Source organism: Sphingomonas sp. DC5200-1, from assembly GCF_049897245.1.
In the GTDB taxonomy this organism is placed as follows: Bacteria; Pseudomonadota; Alphaproteobacteria; order Sphingomonadales; family Sphingomonadaceae; genus Sphingomonas; species Sphingomonas aquatilis.
Window position 1 is genome coordinate 100523 of sequence record NZ_JAFCVW010000008.1, and the last position, 15892, is coordinate 116414.

Genomic DNA, 15892 nt, shown 5'->3' on the forward strand with positions numbered 1-15892 from the left:
ATGGCCGATGCCTATATCGTCAACGCGGTCCGCCTTCCCGGAGGCCGTCGCAACGGCCGGTTGTCGACCGTCCACCCGGCCGACCTCGCGGCCAGCGTCCTCGACGCGCTCGTCGATTCCGCCGGCATCGATCCTGCTGCGATCGAGGACGTCATCATGGGCTGCGTCACCCAGGCGGGCGAACAATCCTTCGCCTTCGGCCGCAACGCCGTCTTTGCCTCGAAACTGCCCGACAGCGTGCCGGCGGTGACGATCGATCGCCAGTGCGGCTCGTCGCAACAGGCGATCCAGTTCGCCGCGCAGGCAGTCATGTCGGGCACGCAGGACGTCGTCATCGCGGCCGGCGCCGAAAGCATGAGCCGCGTGCCGATGTTCTCCAACATGTCGCTCCACAAAAAGGAAGGCATTGGGATCGGCCCGGTCAGCGAGAGCATCGCCGCGCGCTTCGGCGTCGCCGAATTCAGCCAGTTCGACGGCGCGGAAGCGATCGCCCGCAAATACGGCTTCGATCGCGAGACGCTCGACCGCTACGCACTGGAAAGCCATCGCCGCGCCGCCGCCGCCACCCAGGCAGGCGCGTTCAATGCGGAGATCGTGCCGATCATGGTCGACGACGAACCGCATTGGCGCGACGAGGGCATCCGCCTGGACGCCACGCTCGAAGCGATCGCCTCGGTGAAGCCGCTGCGCGACGGCGGTGTCATCACGGCCGCGAATGCCAGCCAGATCTGCGACGGCGCCAGCGCGGTGCTGGTCGTCAACGAACGCGCCCTGAAAGCGCACGGCCTGACGCCGATCGCCCGCATCGTCGACCTGACCGTCACCGCGGGCGATCCCGTCATCATGCTCGAAGAACCCCTGTTCGCGACCGACAAGGCGCTGCGCAAGGCCGGCCTCTCCATCAACGATATCGATCTGTACGAAGTGAACGAGGCGTTCGCGCCGGTGCCGCTCGCCTGGGCGAAGCATGTCGGCGCCGATCCCGACAGGCTGAACGTCAACGGCGGCGCGATCGCGCTCGGCCATCCGCTCGGCGCGAGCGGGACGAAGCTGATGACCACGCTGATCCACGCCCTGCGCGCGCGCGGCAAGCGCTATGGCCTCCAGACCATGTGCGAAGGCGGCGGCATCGCCAACGTCACCATCGTCGAGGCGCTCTGATGGCGCTGCGCACGCGCATCACCGATCTGCTCGGTATCGAACATCCGGTCGTACAGGGCGGCATGATGTGGGTCGGCCGCGCCGAACTGGCCGCGGCGGTGTCCAACGCCGGCGGCCTCGGCATCCTCACCGCCCTCACCCAGCCGACGCCCGACGATCTGCGCCGCGAGATCGAACGCTGCCGGACGATGACCGACAAGCCGTTCGGGGTGAACCTCACCATCCTGCCCTCGGTATCGCCGCCGCCCTATGCCGACTATCGCCGCGCGATCATCGACATGGGTGTCACCATCGTCGAAACCGCCGGCCATCGCCCGCAGGAGCATGTCGAGCATTTCAAGGCGCACGGCATCACCGTCATCCACAAATGCACCGCCGTCCGCCACGCGCTGTCCGCCGAGCGGATGGGCGTCGACGCCATCTCGATCGACGGTTTCGAATGCGCCGGCCATCCCGGGGAGGACGACATTCCCGGCCTCGTCCTGATCCCCGCCGCCGCCGACAGGGTGCGCGTGCCGATGCTGGCGAGCGGCGGTTTCGGCGATGGCCGTGGCCTCGCCGCCGCGCTCGCGCTCGGTGCCGATGGCATCAACATGGGCACACGCTTCTGCGCGACGGTCGAGGCGCCGATCCACGACGCGGTGAAGCAATTCATCGTCGCCAACGACGAGCGCGCGACCAACCTGATCTTCCGCCGCTTCCACAACACCGGCCGCGTCGCCAAGACCAGCGTCTCCGATCGCGTCGTCGACCTATCGAACCGTCCCGAAACGACGTTCGAGGATATCCGCCCGCTGGTATCCGGCGCGAAGGGGCGGATCGCGCTCGAGACCGGCGACCTCGACGCCGGTCTGATCTGGGCCGGCCAGATCCAGGGCCTCATCCACGACATTCCGACCTGCCGCGACCTGGTCGCGCGCATCGTACGGGACGCCGAACGGATCATCACGTCGCGGCTGACGCACTGCATCGTCGCGCCGCACGAGATGGCGGCATGACCGCGATCACCGTCATCCTGCGCGACGACACCATGCGCCAGGTCGACGCCACGGCGGGCGTGAGCGTGATGGAGGCGATCCGCGACGCCGGCATCGACGAGCTTCTCGCGATGTGCGGCGGATGCTGTTCCTGCGCCACCTGCCATGTGTATGTCGAAGACGGTGACGGCGCCCTGCCACCGGTCAGTCCGGATGAGGACGATCTGCTCGACAGCAGCGATCATCGCCGTGCGGACTCCCGCCTCTCCTGCCAGCTGCTCCTGACGGACGCCGACGCGGCCCTGCGCGTCCGCATCGCTCCGGAGGATTAGCCATGGCCGAAGCATCCGGGCCGCTCGTCGGCCTTCGCGTGGTGGAGTTCGTCAGCATCGGGCCCGGCCCGCATTGCGCGATGCTGCTGTCCGATCAGGGCGCGGACGTCGTGCGGATCGATCGCCCCGGCGGCAACGGCTGGCCCAACCCGATCATGGATCGCGGCCGCACGGTCATGACGCTCGACATCCGCAGCGACGAAGGGCGCGATCGGGCGATCGCCCTCTGCGACACGGCCGATGTGCTGATCGAAGGCTTCCGCCCCGGCGTCATGGAGCGCCTCGGCCTCGGCCCCGACGTCCTGTGCGGGCGCAACGACCGGCTCGTCTACGGCCGGATGACGGGATGGGGACAGGATGGCCCGCTCGCCCAAACCGCCGGCCATGACATCAATTACATCGCCATGACCGGCGCGCTCGCCGCGATGGGCCATGCCGGCGAACGGTCGCCCCCGCCGCTCAACCTCGTCGGCGACTTCGGCGGCGGCTCGATGTTCCTCGCGTTCGGCATCATGGCCGCCCTGTGGGAGCGCGAACGCTCCGGCCGCGGGCAGGTCGTCGACGCCGCGATCGTCGACGGCGTCAGCAATCTCATGACCATGTTCACCGGCCTGACGCCATCGGGACGCATCTCGCTGCACCGCGACCGAAACCCCCTCGCCGGCGCCGCCCCCTATTACCGCACCTACATGTGCGCCGACGGTCGCCAGATCGCCGTCGGCGCGATCGAGCCGCAGTTCTGGGCGCAGCTGCTCACGACGCTAAGCATCGCCTGCGACCGCCCGTCGGACCTGCAGCGCGAGGCGGCATGGCCCGAAACCACACGGCTGCTCGAAGCCGCCTTCGTCAGCCAGCCCTGCGCGCACTGGACGGCGCTGTTTCGCGGCACCGACGCCTGCGTCTACCCCGTCCTCACCACGCAAGAGGCACTCTCCGACCCCCATCTCCAGGCACGCGGCACGTTCGTCGATCAGCACGGCATTCCCCACACCGCGCCGGCCCCACGCTTCTCCCGAACGCCAGGCGCGATACAGGACGGGCGCACCGCCGATCCCACCAAGACGCCATGGAGCGCCGCCTGATGCGAGTGTGAGAGAACGTCTCCCCCGCCCGCAGTCGGCTGAGGCCGGATGCCAGGCCGCATGGCCTAACGTCGGCTCACCCCGCTTACCGACGGGACACGGACAGGCTGAACTCTAGCGTGAGCTACCCAGGCGGAACGACAACGGTCAGCCCTTCGCCCAAGGCAGCCGAACCGTTTTCCCACAGAGCAGTATGCCGCACAGGCCTTTTCTTCAGGCAAGCGTCCGATCGCCTGGACGGCTGAACCCTGACGCCGAAGCGGGTTGATCAGGATGGCCACCTACCCGTCGCGTGAAAAGGCACCGCGCGGGTCGACGCGCGGCCGCCAGCGACGGCCGCGCGTAAGCCCGTCAAAAGCCCAGCCTGACCGACATGCCGGGCCGCGCTACCACCTCGGCCCTCAATCGCGTTACGAGGTCCGCCGCATCGGCGGCGGGCCAAAACCGCAATTGCCGTGCGACGACCGCGAAGTCGCCGGGTGTGAGTCCTTCCACGGTGCGTAGACAGGCCGGGGCGGGCTCTCCGAAAAAGCGCTGGAAGGCCGCGGCGGCGCGCTCTGCCCCGAGCGGTTTCAGCCGCAGCTTGAAGACGAACCGCCGCAGCGTCGCCGGGTCCAGCCCGGCCTCATGGTTCGTCGCCGCGACGACCGGCAACGGATGCAGGTCGAGCCACGTCAGCAGTTCGTTGACCTGCCCCACCTCCCAGCTGGTCCGCGCCGTACTGCGGTCGAACAGCAGCGAGTCCGCCTCGTCGAACAACAGCACGGCCTCCCGCCGCCGCGCCTCGGCAAAGGCGTCGGCGATCTGCGCCTCGGTCTCGCCGACCCATTTGGACAGCAGGTCGGATGCACGCTTGACCAGCAGCGGCCGGTCGAGCGCCCGTGCCAGATGATGCGCGAAGGCGGTCTTGCCGGTGCCCGGCGGGCCCGTCAGTAGCAGCGACACGTCGCTTGCCCCGCCATCCGCCATGGCCGCGAATAGGGGATCGACCGGCCGATCGGTTTCAAACAGGTCGAGGTCGAACGCCGCCGGGCCGGGCGGTGGCAGCGTACCACCGCGTAGCGCCCGCACCAGCGCCTCGGCTGCGACGGTGCCGCCATCTTGTTCACCGGCCAGTTTACCCGCACGCGCCGCCATCCGCAGAACCGTCGCTGCCTCTGGTGCGGCGTCGAGCAACGTGGCGAAGGCAGGGCCGGGCGACACCCGCTCCTCCCGCGCCACCCGGTCAAGCATCGCCGCTGCCGCCGCACGCGACGGCAGGTCGAGCCGCAGCACGAAGCTCATCCGCCGCAGGATCGCCGCATCGACATTGCCGATCGCGTTGGTCGTCCAGATCACCGGCACCGGGTTGGCCTCCAGCAGTCGGTTGACGAAGACCTTGCTGCCCTCGCGCCGACTGAACCAGTCGCCGCCCGCAGACGGGCTGGCATCGCCGATCAAATCCTCCATTTCGTCGAACAGCAGCACCGCAGACCCCCGCCCACCGAGCAGACGTTGTGCCAAGGCCAGCGCCGCGACGCGGTCCCAACGGCGGGGTTCCTCGCCATCTTCGTCCGCCTCACCCACACCGTGCAACACCGCGCCTGCCGCCGCCGCCAGCGTACGCGCGAGTTCGGTCTTGCCGGTGCCGGGCGGGCCGTAGATCAGGATGTTGACCCCCGCCGCCGCCTCGCCCAGCGCACCGCGAAGCAGGCGGACGAGGAAGTCGATCGGTTCGACATGCGCATAGGCGTCGAGCCCCAGCGTGGCCGCCTGCCGCCGACCGACCAGCGTATCGAGCATCGCCTCTTCGCTCGCCGGAGCCCGGTCGAGCAGACGTTGCAAGGTCCAGCGGATCTCGACATCCGCCTCACCCTCACGGGTTGCCGTGAAGCAGGCCAAGCCCAGCCGCGTGACCGCACCCCGCCGCGCCGCGCGGTCCGCGTCCTCCGCACCCGCCCCGGCCATCTCGCCGAGGAGTTGCGGCAGGTCATGCCCGTGACGGCTGAGCAATCGCGCCAAGGCACCGACGCGCGGCAGTCGGTCGCATGCGACCATCAGGCGCAGCAGCGCCGCATCGAGCGGCGACAATCCCAGCAACCGCGCCAGCGTACCCGCGAGTTCGAGCGCCTCCGCCCGCACCGGTTCCCCACGCGCAGCAGCCAGACCGGCGAGTAAGCCCTCCCAGTTCCATTCGCCTTCTACGTCGGGCAGCAGCCAGGGCCGATGCGGCTCCGCCCATTCCAGCAGCGCTTTGGCGAGCGGTGCCGTGGCCGGCAGCGCGCCCGCCGTCCGGAGCATCAAGCCCCGGACGATAATCAATTCGTCCATATCGTATCCACGCGTCTCTCAGGCCGACGGCGCAAGGGCGCGCGTCGACATCATTCCTGTCGAATGGGTGAGGTGCGGCGGGGGCGGATGCCGGCCCGCCGCCAACGTCGTGGGACGTTTACGCGAAAGGCCGGAGACCGCCGACCCGTGCACCGCAATAGGCGGCAAGGTCGAACACAGCATGTCTCCGTATGGCCCGCCGGTTGGTACGGGCTGGCAGGGTTGATAGCAGAAAGTCGTTACGCTCGCAATCCGTCAGGCGATCGTCACGGCATGCGCCCCTCCCGCCTGCTGCTCGAACCGGGTACGCCGCCCGGTGAAGCGCTCGATCACCGCCGCTGCCGTGCGGGCATGCTCGCTCGGCTTGACGGTCGTGAACACGCCGCCGCCCCCCAGAGCCATCGGCAACAGCAACTGGTCGGCGAGATACGGCCCGGCAAAGGCGTCACACGCCAGATAGCCGCGCATCCGCCCGACCGCCGTCTTCGCGACCCGCTCCGCCGTCACGCCCAATTGCGCGAAACCACTGACAATCTCGGTGACATGTTCGAACTTCGCCTCCAGTAGCAGGATGTTGCCCGGCCCCTGATCGACCGGCAATTCCCGCATGAAGCATTCGCGCTCCGACCAGCCGAACGCCTTGCGGACAACGGCGATCTCGCGCTCGGCAATCGACATGGGCAACCCGGCGAACAAGGCGCAGGCCGACACGCCGAACGCCTCGCCCCGCGCCATGCACTCGACCGGCCGGAGCGGGCCGGGGGCGATATCCACCTCGATCCGCCCACCGCCACGCGGATAGAAACCATGCCGGACCAGCCGCGCCTCGACCTGCCCGCCCATCCGCCGGACGATCGGCAGGAAGCAGCGCTCGATGAACTCGAACGGCGGGGCCAGCATGTTGTGGGTCCCGCCCTCCAGCACCAGCCGCGACGGGGCGTCGGCGAGCAGCAGCGGCATTAGCACCGTCTGCAACACCAGCCCCGTCGATCCCGCCGTTCCGACCGAAAAGCGATAATCGCCAGCCTTTACCCGGCCGGGACGGAAGGTCAGGTCGGACGCCCCGACGACCAGCCCCTCGCACGTCGCGCTGCCGATCGCGCAGGCCGCCTCGATCGCGGTGACATGCTGACGCATCAGTCCCGGCTTCGATCGCTTGGCGCGGACGTTGGTGATGCGGACCGGCTCGCCGGTAACAAGCGACAGCGCGCACGCATTGCGTACAACCTGTCCCCCGCCCTCTCCTTCCGCTCCATCAATCTCGATCATGATATTCACTCTGACCAATGGTGTGCGTCGTTCACGGCCGCCTTGGCGGCCGGTGAAGCGGGGCAACAGGCGCCCGGCCTGTCGCTATCTCCCGCTTCACCCTTTGACGCACACCACCTGTTTCAACGTGTGGACGATCTCCACCAGATCGGCCTGGGCGGCCATCACGGCTTCGATCGGCTTATAAGCCTTGGGCGTCTCGTCGATCACGCCCTCGTCCTTGCGGCATTCGACGCCCGCCGTATCGGCGATATGCTCGTCCAGCGTCACCAGCTTCTTGGCGGCCGTTCGGCTCATCACCCGGCCCGCACCGTGGCTGCAGCTATCGAACGAATCCGGGTTGCCGAGCCCACGGACGATGAACGACTTGGCGCCCATCGATCCGGGGATGATCCCCATCACCCCCTTCGCCGCGCGCACCGCGCCCTTGCGGGTCACCAGCACGTTCTCGCCGAAGTGGTTTTCGCGCGTGACGTAATTGTGGTGGCAATTGACCGCCTCCAACTCCGCCTCGAACGGCTTGGCGATGACCTTGCGCAGCGCGGCGATGACGTTGGTCATCATCATCCGCCGGTTGAGCGCCGCATAATCCTGCGCCCAGCCGACCGCCTCGACATAATCGTCGAAATGGTCGGTCCCCTCCGGGAAATAGGCGAGGTCCTCATCGGGCAGGTTCAGGTGCCATTTGCGCATGTCCTGCTTGGCCAGTTCGATGAAGAAGGTGCCGATCGCGTTGCCGACGCCGCGCGAACCGGAGTGCAGCATCACCCACACCCGCGCCTCTTCGTCGAGGCACAGCTCAATAAAGTGGTTGCCGGTGCCCAGCGTCCCCAGATGCACGAGGTTGTTCGTGTTCTTGAGCCGCGGGTGCTTCTCGCAGATCCGGTCGAAGCGCTGGACGAGCGTCGCCCAGGCCGAGACGATCGCGGGCGGCGGCGAGCCCCAACTCCCATTGTCGCGCTTGCCCCGGCCGACGCTGCGGCCATGCGGCACCGCCTGCTCGATCGCCGAGCGGACACCCTCCAGATGGTCGGGCAGATCGCTCGCCATCAGCGAGGTGCGCGCCGCCATCATGCCGCATCCGATATCGACCCCGACCGCCGCCGGAATGACCGCGCCTTTGGTTGGGATCACCGAACCCACCGTCGCGCCGATGCCGATATGGACGTCGGGCATGGCGGCGACATGCTTGAAGATGAACGGCATCTGCGCCGCCCGCGCCAATTGCGCCCGCGCGCCGTCCTCGACGGGAACGCCCCGCGTCCACGCCTTGATCGGCACGCCGCCGGGGACGTCGGTGTATTCGTAAGCGGTGGCGGTCATGGTCTAACTCCTCGGACTTACCTGTGAGGCGGCCGGCCTATTCCGGCCGCCTCTGCCGCGTGTCGAACCGTTCAATGCCATGCGATCCGACGAACATGGCATTGCGAGGAGCGTGCCAAATGCCGCCAGACCGTCGAAGATTTGGCCTATCCACCTCACAACTCGTGCTTTTCTCAAAAGTCCGATGCTAAGCGGATTGACCTGCACCTGACGCGGTTACGATCGACATAGATCGTAGTTTATCCTATTGTATCGCCATGAAGCCCACGGTCGCTATCGGTTTTCTCGGCTCGACACTCGACGCTGGCAAATTCGACACCGGGCGGTGGAGCCGATGGCGGCCGACAGTCGGCCTCACCATGCACGAAGACCTGCGGATCGATCGGCTCGTCCTGATCCACGGGACCCAGCATGCGCGCCTTGCCGCATTCGTGGCGCTCGACATCGCCTCCGTGTCGCCGGAAACGCGGGTCGAGATGCAGGTGATGGACTTCGCCGACCCATGGGACTTCGAGGAGGTCTATGGAAAGCTGCTCGACTTCGCGCGGGCCTATCCGTTCGATCCCGATGCGGAAGACTATCTCGTCCACATCACGACCGGCACGCACGTCGCACAGATCTGCCTGTTCCTGCTGACCGAGGCACATTATCTGCCGGGTCGCCTGCTTCAGACACAGCCTGCCCGTGGGTCTGGCGGCGCGGCGGGGACGTGGAACATCATCGACCTCGACCTGTCGCGCTACGACAGCATCGCAACGCGCTTCGCTGCCGACAGCGCCGAGAGCACCAGCTTCCTGAAATCGGGCATCGACACAAGCAACGCCGCCTTCAACGCGATGATCGACGAGATCGAGCAGGTCGCCGTCCGCAGCCGCGCACCCTTGCTGCTGATGGGTCCGACCGGCGCGGGCAAGAGCCAACTCGCCCGGCGCATCTACGAACTGAAGCGGATCAAGCGACAGGTGAAGGGGCCGCTGGTCGAGGTGAACTGCGCGACGCTGAAGGGTGACAGCGCGATGTCGGCCCTGTTCGGCCACCGCAAGGGCGCCTTCACCGGCGCCGCCGCGGACCGCGCCGGGCTGCTGCGCACGGCGGACACCGGCGTTCTGTTTCTCGACGAGATCGGCGAACTCGGCCTCGACGAACAGGCGATGATCCTGCGCGCGATCGAGGACAAGCGCTTCCTGCCCGTGGGCGCCGACCGCGAAATCGAAAGCGACTTCCAACTGATTGCCGGCACCAACCGCGACCTTGCCGCCTGCGTGGCGGCGGGGACGTTCCGCGAAGACCTGTATGCGCGGCTGAACCTCTGGACCTTCGCGCTGCCCGGCCTTGCCGAGCGCCGCGAGGATATCGCACCCAACCTCGACTATGAACTCGACCGCCACGCCGAGCGCGAGGGCGACCGCATCACCTTCAACAAGGAAGCGCGCGACCGTTATCTCGGCTTCGCGACCAGTGCCGAGGCGCGCTGGCCGGGCAACTTCCGCGACCTCGCCGCCAGCGTCACCCGCATGGCGACCTTCAGTCCATCGGGACGGATCAACGTCGACTGCGTCACTGGCGAGATCGCGCGGCTCAAGCGCCTTTGGACGGGCGGGGTGGACGCACCTGATACACTCGCCGGACTACTGTCGCCTAAGCAGTTGGACGCGCTGGACCCGTTCGATCGGGTCCAGTTGGCCCATGTGGTGGACACCTGTCGCGAGAGCCGCTCCTTATCCGAAGCCGGCCGCACCCTGTTCGCCGCATCCCGCCGTCAGCGCACCTCGACCAACGACGCCGATCGCCTGCGCAAATATCTGGCGCGGTTCGATCTGAGCTGGACCGACGTGATGGGCGATCGCTGACCCTCTAGGATACGGGGCGGCCGATGCCGACCCATGCCACTCAGGCCGCCGCCGTGATCCTGCTCCAACCCGCGCGGAAAGCGCTGATCTCGTCCGCCCAGAGTTGATGGGCCGTGTCGGCAAGATCGGGGTGCTCGCCGGCCCATCCGCTCGGCAGGTGTTGTCGCGCCGCGCCGGTAAACATGTTTAAGACCAAAACCGCGGCCTTCCCGGCCAGCGCATTGGTACAATCCGATGCACAATTGTGCAGGTGCCAACGGCCGACCCTGATAGTCAGCCAGCGTCTTCAAACACTTAGCAGCCAATTGGCTGGGATTTCAGGCAGATGGCTGGGGCGGCAGGATTCGAACCTGCGTATGACGGTACCAAAAACCGTTGCCTTACCGCTTGGCGACGCCCCACCGGGAGGCGCGCCTTATAGCCGGCGGGCGGCGTGTGAAAAGCCCCAACGCGCCGGGTTTTCGCATGGGAACCACGAAAACCCGGCCGCGCGTCCTCAATCCAGTCGTTCGAGCCAGCCGTGCGGGTCGGCGGCGCGGCCGCGCTGGATCGCCGACAGCGCGTCGAGCATGCGCTGCGTCAGCTGGCCGGTGCCGCCGCTACCGATGGTGAAGCGGCCGGTCGCCTCCACCACCTGGCCGATCGGGGTGACGACGGCGGCGGTGCCGCAGGCAAAGGCTTCGGTCAGGCGGCCGCTCGCGGCGTCGGCGCGCCACTGGTCGATGCCATAGGGCTCTTCGCGCACCGTCAGACCCTGGTCGCGGGCGATGCGGATGATGGAATCGCGGGTGATGCCGGGCAGGATCGTGCCGGTCAGCGGCGGCGTCACCATCGATCCGTCGTCGAACACGAAGAAGACGTTCATGCCGCCCAGTTCCTCGACCCAGCGGCGCTCGACCGCGTCGAGGAACACGACCTGGTCGCACCCTTGCGCGATCGCTTCCGACTGCGCGGCGAGGCTGGCGGCGTAATTGCCGCCGCACTTCGCCTCGCCGGTGCCGCCGGGCGCGGCGCGCGTGTAATTCTGGCTGACCCAGATCGACACCGCGCGCGCCCCGCCCTTCCAATAGGCGCCGACCGAGGATGCGATGACCATGTAGAGATATTCGGCGGACGGCTTCACGCCCAGGAACGCCTCGCTCGCATACATGAAGGGGCGCAGGTACAGCGCGCCGCCGTCGATCTGGGGGAACCAGTCGCGCTCGGTACGGACCAATTGGCGGCACGATTCGAGGAACAGCTCTTCGGGCAGTTCGGGCATGGCGAGGCGGCGCGCGCTGTTGTTGAAGCGGCGCGCGTTCGCGTCGGGACGGAACAGAGCCATGCCGCCGTCATCCAGGCGATAGGCCTTCAGCCCTTCGAAAATCTCCTGCGCATAATGCAGCACCGCGGTGGAGGGATCGACCGTCACCGGCGCGCGCGCGGTGATGACGGCGTCGTGCCAGCCCTGCCCCTCGGTGTAGCGGATCACCGCCATATGGTCGGTAAACACGCGGCCGAACCCCGGATCGACCAGCCGCGCCGCGCGCTCGTTGGCGTCCACCGGCGTGGTGCTGGGATCGAAGCGAAAAGCGGCCGACCCGGCCGTCGAAGGCGCATTCATTTGATTTCTCTCAGACATCAGGGGTTGCAGACGCGTAGGGACGGTGGCTAAACCGGTCAATATGGCTGCCCCAGTGTCCTCCGCATCCGCGCAATTCCTGCGTGAACCCGAACTCCGTCGTGGCATGGAACTGCTGTATTTCGGCCATAGCCATCTCACGCGCTCCATCGACCAGGGGCTTGCCGCCCAGGGATTGGGCCGCGCGCACCACCGTGCCTTGTATTTCATCGCCCGCAAGCCCGATCTGACGGTCAGCGAGCTGCTGGCGATGCTGGCGATCACCAAGCAATCGCTGGGTCGCGTACTCAACGAGCTGAGCGACCGCAAGCTCGTCACCGCCCGGCCCGGCGAACGCGACCGCCGCCAGCGGCTGCTGCGGCTGACCACGGAGGGCGCGCAGCTCGAAAGCGACCTGTTCGAGGCGGTGCGGATCAAGATGGCGCAGGCCTATCAGGCTGCCGGCCAGGAAGCGGTGTCGGGCTATTGGGCAGTGCTGGAGGGCATGATCCCCGAAGCCGAGCGCGCCAACGTACAGAAGCTGGGGCTCTAACCCACAGGCCGTCGCCCCGGGCTCGCCCGTCGACGGCTCAGCGCGTTTCGGCCGCCATCTCGCGGTTCCGGCGCGCCGAGGCGGCCAGCGTATCGGTCAACAGCGCGACCAGCCCGTCGGCACGGTCGAGCACGTTCAGTCCCTGGCGCGTCGATCCGCCGGGACTCGCCACGCGATCGGCGAGCGTCGCGGGCGGAGCATCGGCGTCGGCCGCCATGACCGCGGCGCCCTCCAGCGTCGCGAGCGCCAGCCGCGCAGCCTGATCCGCCGGCACCCCCAGCGCCGCCCCCGCCTGCGCGAGCGCATCGGCGAAGCGGAACACGAAGCCCGGCCCGCAGCCGGCCAGCGCGGTCACGTCGTCGAACCGCGCTTCGTCCGCGATCCATTCGACATGGCCCAGCGGCCGCATCCACGCGGTCACCTCGTCGCGCACGCTGGCGTCCGCGGTGGAGGAATGGAGCGCCACCACGCCCTTGCCGATCGCGACGGGCAGGTTCGGCATCGCGCGCACCACCGCCCCGGCGCGGCACAGCGGCGCGAGCGTCGCTTCTTCGACCCCGGCGAGGATCGACACGAGCAGCCGCGGCGCATGGCCCGTGATCGCACCGCCCGACAGGCTGCGCAGCTGTTGCGGCTTCAGCCCCAGCAGGATGACGTCATACGCCCCCTCCTCCGCCGCCGGCACCGCGGGCACGACGCGGACGCCCTCGGGCATCGCACGGCCGCTGGGGCTGACGACGGTGGCGTCGCGCGCGTCCATGCCGGCCGCGAGCCAGCGGCGCAGCATCGCGCCGCCCATATTGCCGGCGCCGATCATCAGCAGCTTCACCGCCTCAGGCCTCGCCCTGCGTCTCGATCAGCGCGGCGGCCAGCGCCTCGCGCGGGGTCTTGCCGCCCCACAGGACGAACTGGAACACCGGGTAGAAGCGCTCGCACTCCTCGATCGCCGATTCGACCAGCAGCTCGGCCGCACCCAGCGACATCGTGCCCTCGTCCTCGCCGTCGATCATCGCCGCATGCCGATACAGCAACACGCCAGAGGACGACCAAAGCTCGAAATGGCCGATCCACAATTGTTCGTTGACCAGCCCGATCGCCTCATAGACGCCGCCACGCCGATCGTCGGTCACCTTGATGTCGGGGAAGGCTAGGAATTGCAGGACGCTGTCGTCCTCACGCCACAGCGCGCGCAATTCGTACGTGGTCCAGCTGCCCTTGACCGTCGCGACGATCTCGTCGTCATGCCGCTCATGCTCCCAGCCATGCGCGGCGTAATAAGCCTCGAGCATGTCGATGGGGGCGGCGGGATCGGTATCGTGTTCAGCGGAATCGAGCATTATCGTGCCCCTTATCGCACGACGAGGCTGCCGAGGCAAAAAGCCCCATGCAACCCCGTCGTGGACAAGCCTGTCGATAAAGCTGTGGAAAAGTGGGTCAGGCGCCCCAATCAGGCAACCGGTGCCGCACTGGTGGCAAGCTTCGCCTCCAGCGCATCGATCCGGGCCTTCAGCGCGTCATTCTCGTCGCGGGCGGCGACGGCCATTGCCTTCACCACCTCGAACTCGTCGCGGCTGACAAAGTCGAGCCCGCCGATCCATTCGCGCATCCGGGCGCGCGCGCCCGATTCCGCCTCGCGCCCCACGCCGGCGAGCGTACCGGCGGCGCCGTTCATCAGCTTCACGAAATCATCGAACAGGCGGTTGTCGGACTGCATATCTTCGGTTCCCGGCACATAAGCGTGCGTATCGTCACAGCATCTGGGACGTGTGCGCCCCCGGCACAAGGGTTTCCGCACCGGGGTTGAGCTGGCCGATCCGCCAGGTCAGCACGCCCGCAAAGCTGATCCACACCATATAGGGCACCATCAGCCACGCCGCAGCGGTACGAATCCGCCCGAACAGTACCGTCGTGACGATCGACAGCAGCAGCATCGCGACGATCACGACCAGCGCCGCGCCGATACGATGCGCGCCGAAGAACAGCGGCGTCCAGGCGAGATTGAGGGCGAACTGCACCGCGAACACCGCCAGCGCCAGCCCCCGGCCACGGGCGCCGCGCGCATGCAGGATCAGCGCGACCGCCAGGCCCAGCAGGATGTACAGCGACGTCCAGGCGACCGGAAACACCCAGCCCGGCGGCGTCAGCTCGGGCTTTTGCAGCGCGGCGTACCAGCTGTTCTCCGACCCCGCCGGCACCGCGCGGCCCGAGGCGAAGCCCAGCAGCAGGATCAGCGGCACGGTCACGATCGCCCAGCGCAGGAACGACATTCGCAGCTGACCCTTGGACGCAATCCCGCTCACCGACGCTTCCTCCGCATGCCTTTCGCGCCCCTTGTCGCGTGACGGCCCGTTCGTAAAGCGTCCGTTACGATTATCGTTCCGTCATGGCCCGTTTCGGGATGCCGCGACCAGAAATTCGATATTGCCCTCGGGCCCGGTGATCGGGCTTTCGGTGACGCCCGCGACACTCCAGCCGCTCGCCTGCAGCCAGGCGACCACGTCGTCGCACACCCGCGCATGCACGGCGGGATCGCGCACCACGCCGCCCTTGCCCACCTCCTCGCGCCCCGCTTCGAACTGGGGCTTGATGAGGGCGAGCAGGCGGGCGCCTGCACGCGCGAAGGTCATCGGCCGTTCCAGCACCTTGGACAGGCCGATGAAGCTCGCATCGCACACGATCAGGTCGACTGGCTCGGGGATATGCGCGTCGGTCAGGATGCGCGCGCTGGTCTGTTCGTGGACGATCACGCGCGGGTCCTGGCGCAGCTTCCACGCGAGCTGGTTGGTGCCGCTGTCGACCGCATAGACGCGCGCCGCGCCACGGGTCAGCAGCACGTCGGTGAAGCCACCCGTCGACGATCCCACGTCGATCGCCACCGCGCCGGTCACGTCCCACCCGACATGATCCAAGCCGTGCGCCAGCTTGATCCCGCCGCGCGACACCCAGGGATGATCGCGCCCACGCACCTCGATCGGCGCATCCGCGGGCAGTGCCTGCCCCGGCTTGTCGACCTTGCGCGTGTCGACGAACACGAGGCCGGCCATGATCAGCGCCTGCGCCCGCGTCTTCGATTCGGCGAGCCCGCGGTCCACGAGCAACTGGTCGGCACGGATTTTCGCCATCACGGCTCCGTAGCGAGAGCACCGCCCGGCGTCACGCCCCCTGCTGTGCGAGGACACTCCCGCCCCCCCATACCGCCCGCCCCCCGTCATTCATGGGCAGTCGCCCACCCCGTCCCCACCCGTCATTCCCGCGAAGGCGGGAATCCAGACGCGCTACCATCCCGGCTCTATCGCGAACGTCAGAGGGTATGGATTCCCGCCTACGCGGGAATGACGGCCCCCGGGGCACGCGGAGCCCCCTCGCGCTCCACCCGTCGCATCCCGCCCTCCATCAGCCGCGACACTATTGCCTACAGGAATAGTAGGATTACCT

The 15892-nt window shown here is 67.9% G+C and carries 15 protein-coding genes and 1 tRNA gene; 6 read left to right on the forward strand and 10 right to left on the reverse strand.

Annotated features, from left to right (window positions below):
* From ACP7A3_RS16500 to ACP7A3_RS16515, 4 genes are read left to right on the forward strand one after another with little or no spacing between them, the layout of a single operon-like run.
* Nucleotides 1–1161 carry an acetyl-CoA C-acetyltransferase gene (locus ACP7A3_RS16500; protein WP_017977989.1) on the forward strand — a complete coding sequence of 387 codons (1161 nt, stop codon included), beginning with the start codon at nt 1–3 and terminating at the stop codon, nt 1159–1161.
* On the forward strand, nt 1161–2159 hold the full coding sequence (locus ACP7A3_RS16505) for an NAD(P)H-dependent flavin oxidoreductase (RefSeq protein WP_017977988.1): 999 nt from the start codon (nt 1161–1163) through the stop codon (nt 2157–2159). Before ACP7A3_RS16500 ends, ACP7A3_RS16505 begins: the two co-directional genes overlap by 1 nt.
* Nucleotides 2156–2470, forward strand: a complete 315-nt coding sequence (locus tag ACP7A3_RS16510; RefSeq protein WP_017977987.1) for a 2Fe-2S iron-sulfur cluster-binding protein — start codon at nt 2156–2158, stop codon at nt 2468–2470. The genes ACP7A3_RS16505 and ACP7A3_RS16510 overlap by 4 nt, the downstream gene beginning before the upstream one ends.
* Nucleotides 2471–2472: 2 nt before the next feature.
* Nucleotides 2473–3552: a CaiB/BaiF CoA transferase family protein gene (locus tag ACP7A3_RS16515; RefSeq protein WP_426256658.1), complete on the forward strand. Its 1080-nt coding sequence runs from the start codon at nt 2473–2475 to the stop codon at nt 3550–3552.
* 351 nt (nt 3553–3903) lie between these two features.
* Here the strand turns inward: ACP7A3_RS16515 and ACP7A3_RS16520 are convergent, their stop codons facing one another.
* The 3 genes from ACP7A3_RS16520 to ACP7A3_RS16530 all read right to left on the reverse strand — a co-directional run bounded on the left by ACP7A3_RS16520 (nt 3904) and on the right by ACP7A3_RS16530 (nt 8454).
* Nucleotides 3904–5862 carry an AAA family ATPase gene (locus ACP7A3_RS16520; protein WP_426256659.1) on the reverse strand — a complete coding sequence of 653 codons (1959 nt, stop codon included), beginning with the start codon at nt 5860–5862 and terminating at the stop codon, nt 3904–3906.
* Nucleotides 5863–6117: 255 nt separating this feature from the next.
* Nucleotides 6118–7131 carry an RNA 3'-terminal phosphate cyclase gene (rtcA, locus tag ACP7A3_RS16525; protein WP_308814329.1) on the reverse strand — a complete coding sequence of 338 codons (1014 nt, stop codon included), beginning with the start codon at nt 7129–7131 and terminating at the stop codon, nt 6118–6120.
* 96 nt (nt 7132–7227) lie between these two features.
* On the reverse strand, nt 7228–8454 hold the full coding sequence (locus ACP7A3_RS16530; RefSeq protein WP_426256660.1) for an RtcB family protein: 1227 nt from the start codon (nt 8452–8454) through the stop codon (nt 7228–7230).
* Between the two features lie 257 nt (nt 8455–8711).
* Here ACP7A3_RS16530 and rtcR point away from each other — a divergent pair, with 257 nt between their 5' ends.
* Complete coding sequence (gene rtcR / locus ACP7A3_RS16535) at nt 8712–10304, forward strand: RNA repair transcriptional activator RtcR (RefSeq protein WP_426256661.1); 1593 nt, start codon at nt 8712–8714, stop codon at nt 10302–10304.
* A gap of 326 nt (nt 10305–10630) precedes the next feature.
* Here the strand turns inward: rtcR and ACP7A3_RS16540 are convergent.
* Both ACP7A3_RS16540 and ACP7A3_RS16545 read right to left on the reverse strand, forming a co-directional pair.
* Nucleotides 10631–10705: transfer RNA gene (locus ACP7A3_RS16540), tRNA-Gln, on the reverse strand.
* 95 nt (nt 10706–10800) lie between these two features.
* Nucleotides 10801–11907, reverse strand: a complete 1107-nt coding sequence (locus ACP7A3_RS16545) for a branched-chain amino acid aminotransferase (RefSeq protein ID WP_147034926.1) — start codon at nt 11905–11907, stop codon at nt 10801–10803.
* Between the two features lie 61 nt (nt 11908–11968).
* On the opposite strand from ACP7A3_RS16545, the gene ACP7A3_RS16550 reads away from it, so the two are divergent.
* On the forward strand, nt 11969–12457 hold the full coding sequence (locus ACP7A3_RS16550; protein ID WP_426256662.1) for a MarR family transcriptional regulator: 489 nt from the start codon (nt 11969–11971) through the stop codon (nt 12455–12457).
* Nucleotides 12458–12494: 37 nt separating this feature from the next.
* On the opposite strand, the gene ACP7A3_RS16555 is transcribed toward ACP7A3_RS16550, so the two are convergent.
* The 5 genes from ACP7A3_RS16555 to ACP7A3_RS16575 form a co-directional block, all read right to left on the reverse strand.
* Nucleotides 12495–13286 (reverse strand): pyrroline-5-carboxylate reductase family protein, encoded by a 792-nt coding sequence (locus ACP7A3_RS16555; RefSeq protein WP_426256663.1) that lies wholly within the window; start codon nt 13284–13286, stop codon nt 12495–12497.
* Nucleotides 13287–13290: 4 nt separating this feature from the next.
* Entirely contained in the window at nt 13291–13794 is a 504-nt protein-coding gene (locus ACP7A3_RS16560; protein ID WP_017977954.1) for a YbjN domain-containing protein, read from the reverse strand.
* A 110-nt stretch (nt 13795–13904) separates the two neighbouring features.
* Complete coding sequence (locus tag ACP7A3_RS16565; protein ID WP_043059067.1) at nt 13905–14171, reverse strand: accessory factor UbiK family protein; 267 nt, start codon at nt 14169–14171, stop codon at nt 13905–13907.
* Nucleotides 14172–14205: 34 nt separating this feature from the next.
* Entirely contained in the window at nt 14206–14724 is a 519-nt protein-coding gene (locus ACP7A3_RS16570) for a TspO/MBR family protein (protein ID WP_426256680.1), read from the reverse strand.
* Nucleotides 14725–14838: 114 nt separating this feature from the next.
* On the reverse strand, nt 14839–15579 hold the full coding sequence (locus tag ACP7A3_RS16575) for a TlyA family RNA methyltransferase (RefSeq protein ID WP_426256664.1): 741 nt from the start codon (nt 15577–15579) through the stop codon (nt 14839–14841).
* Nucleotides 15580–15892 lie beyond the last annotated feature (313 nt).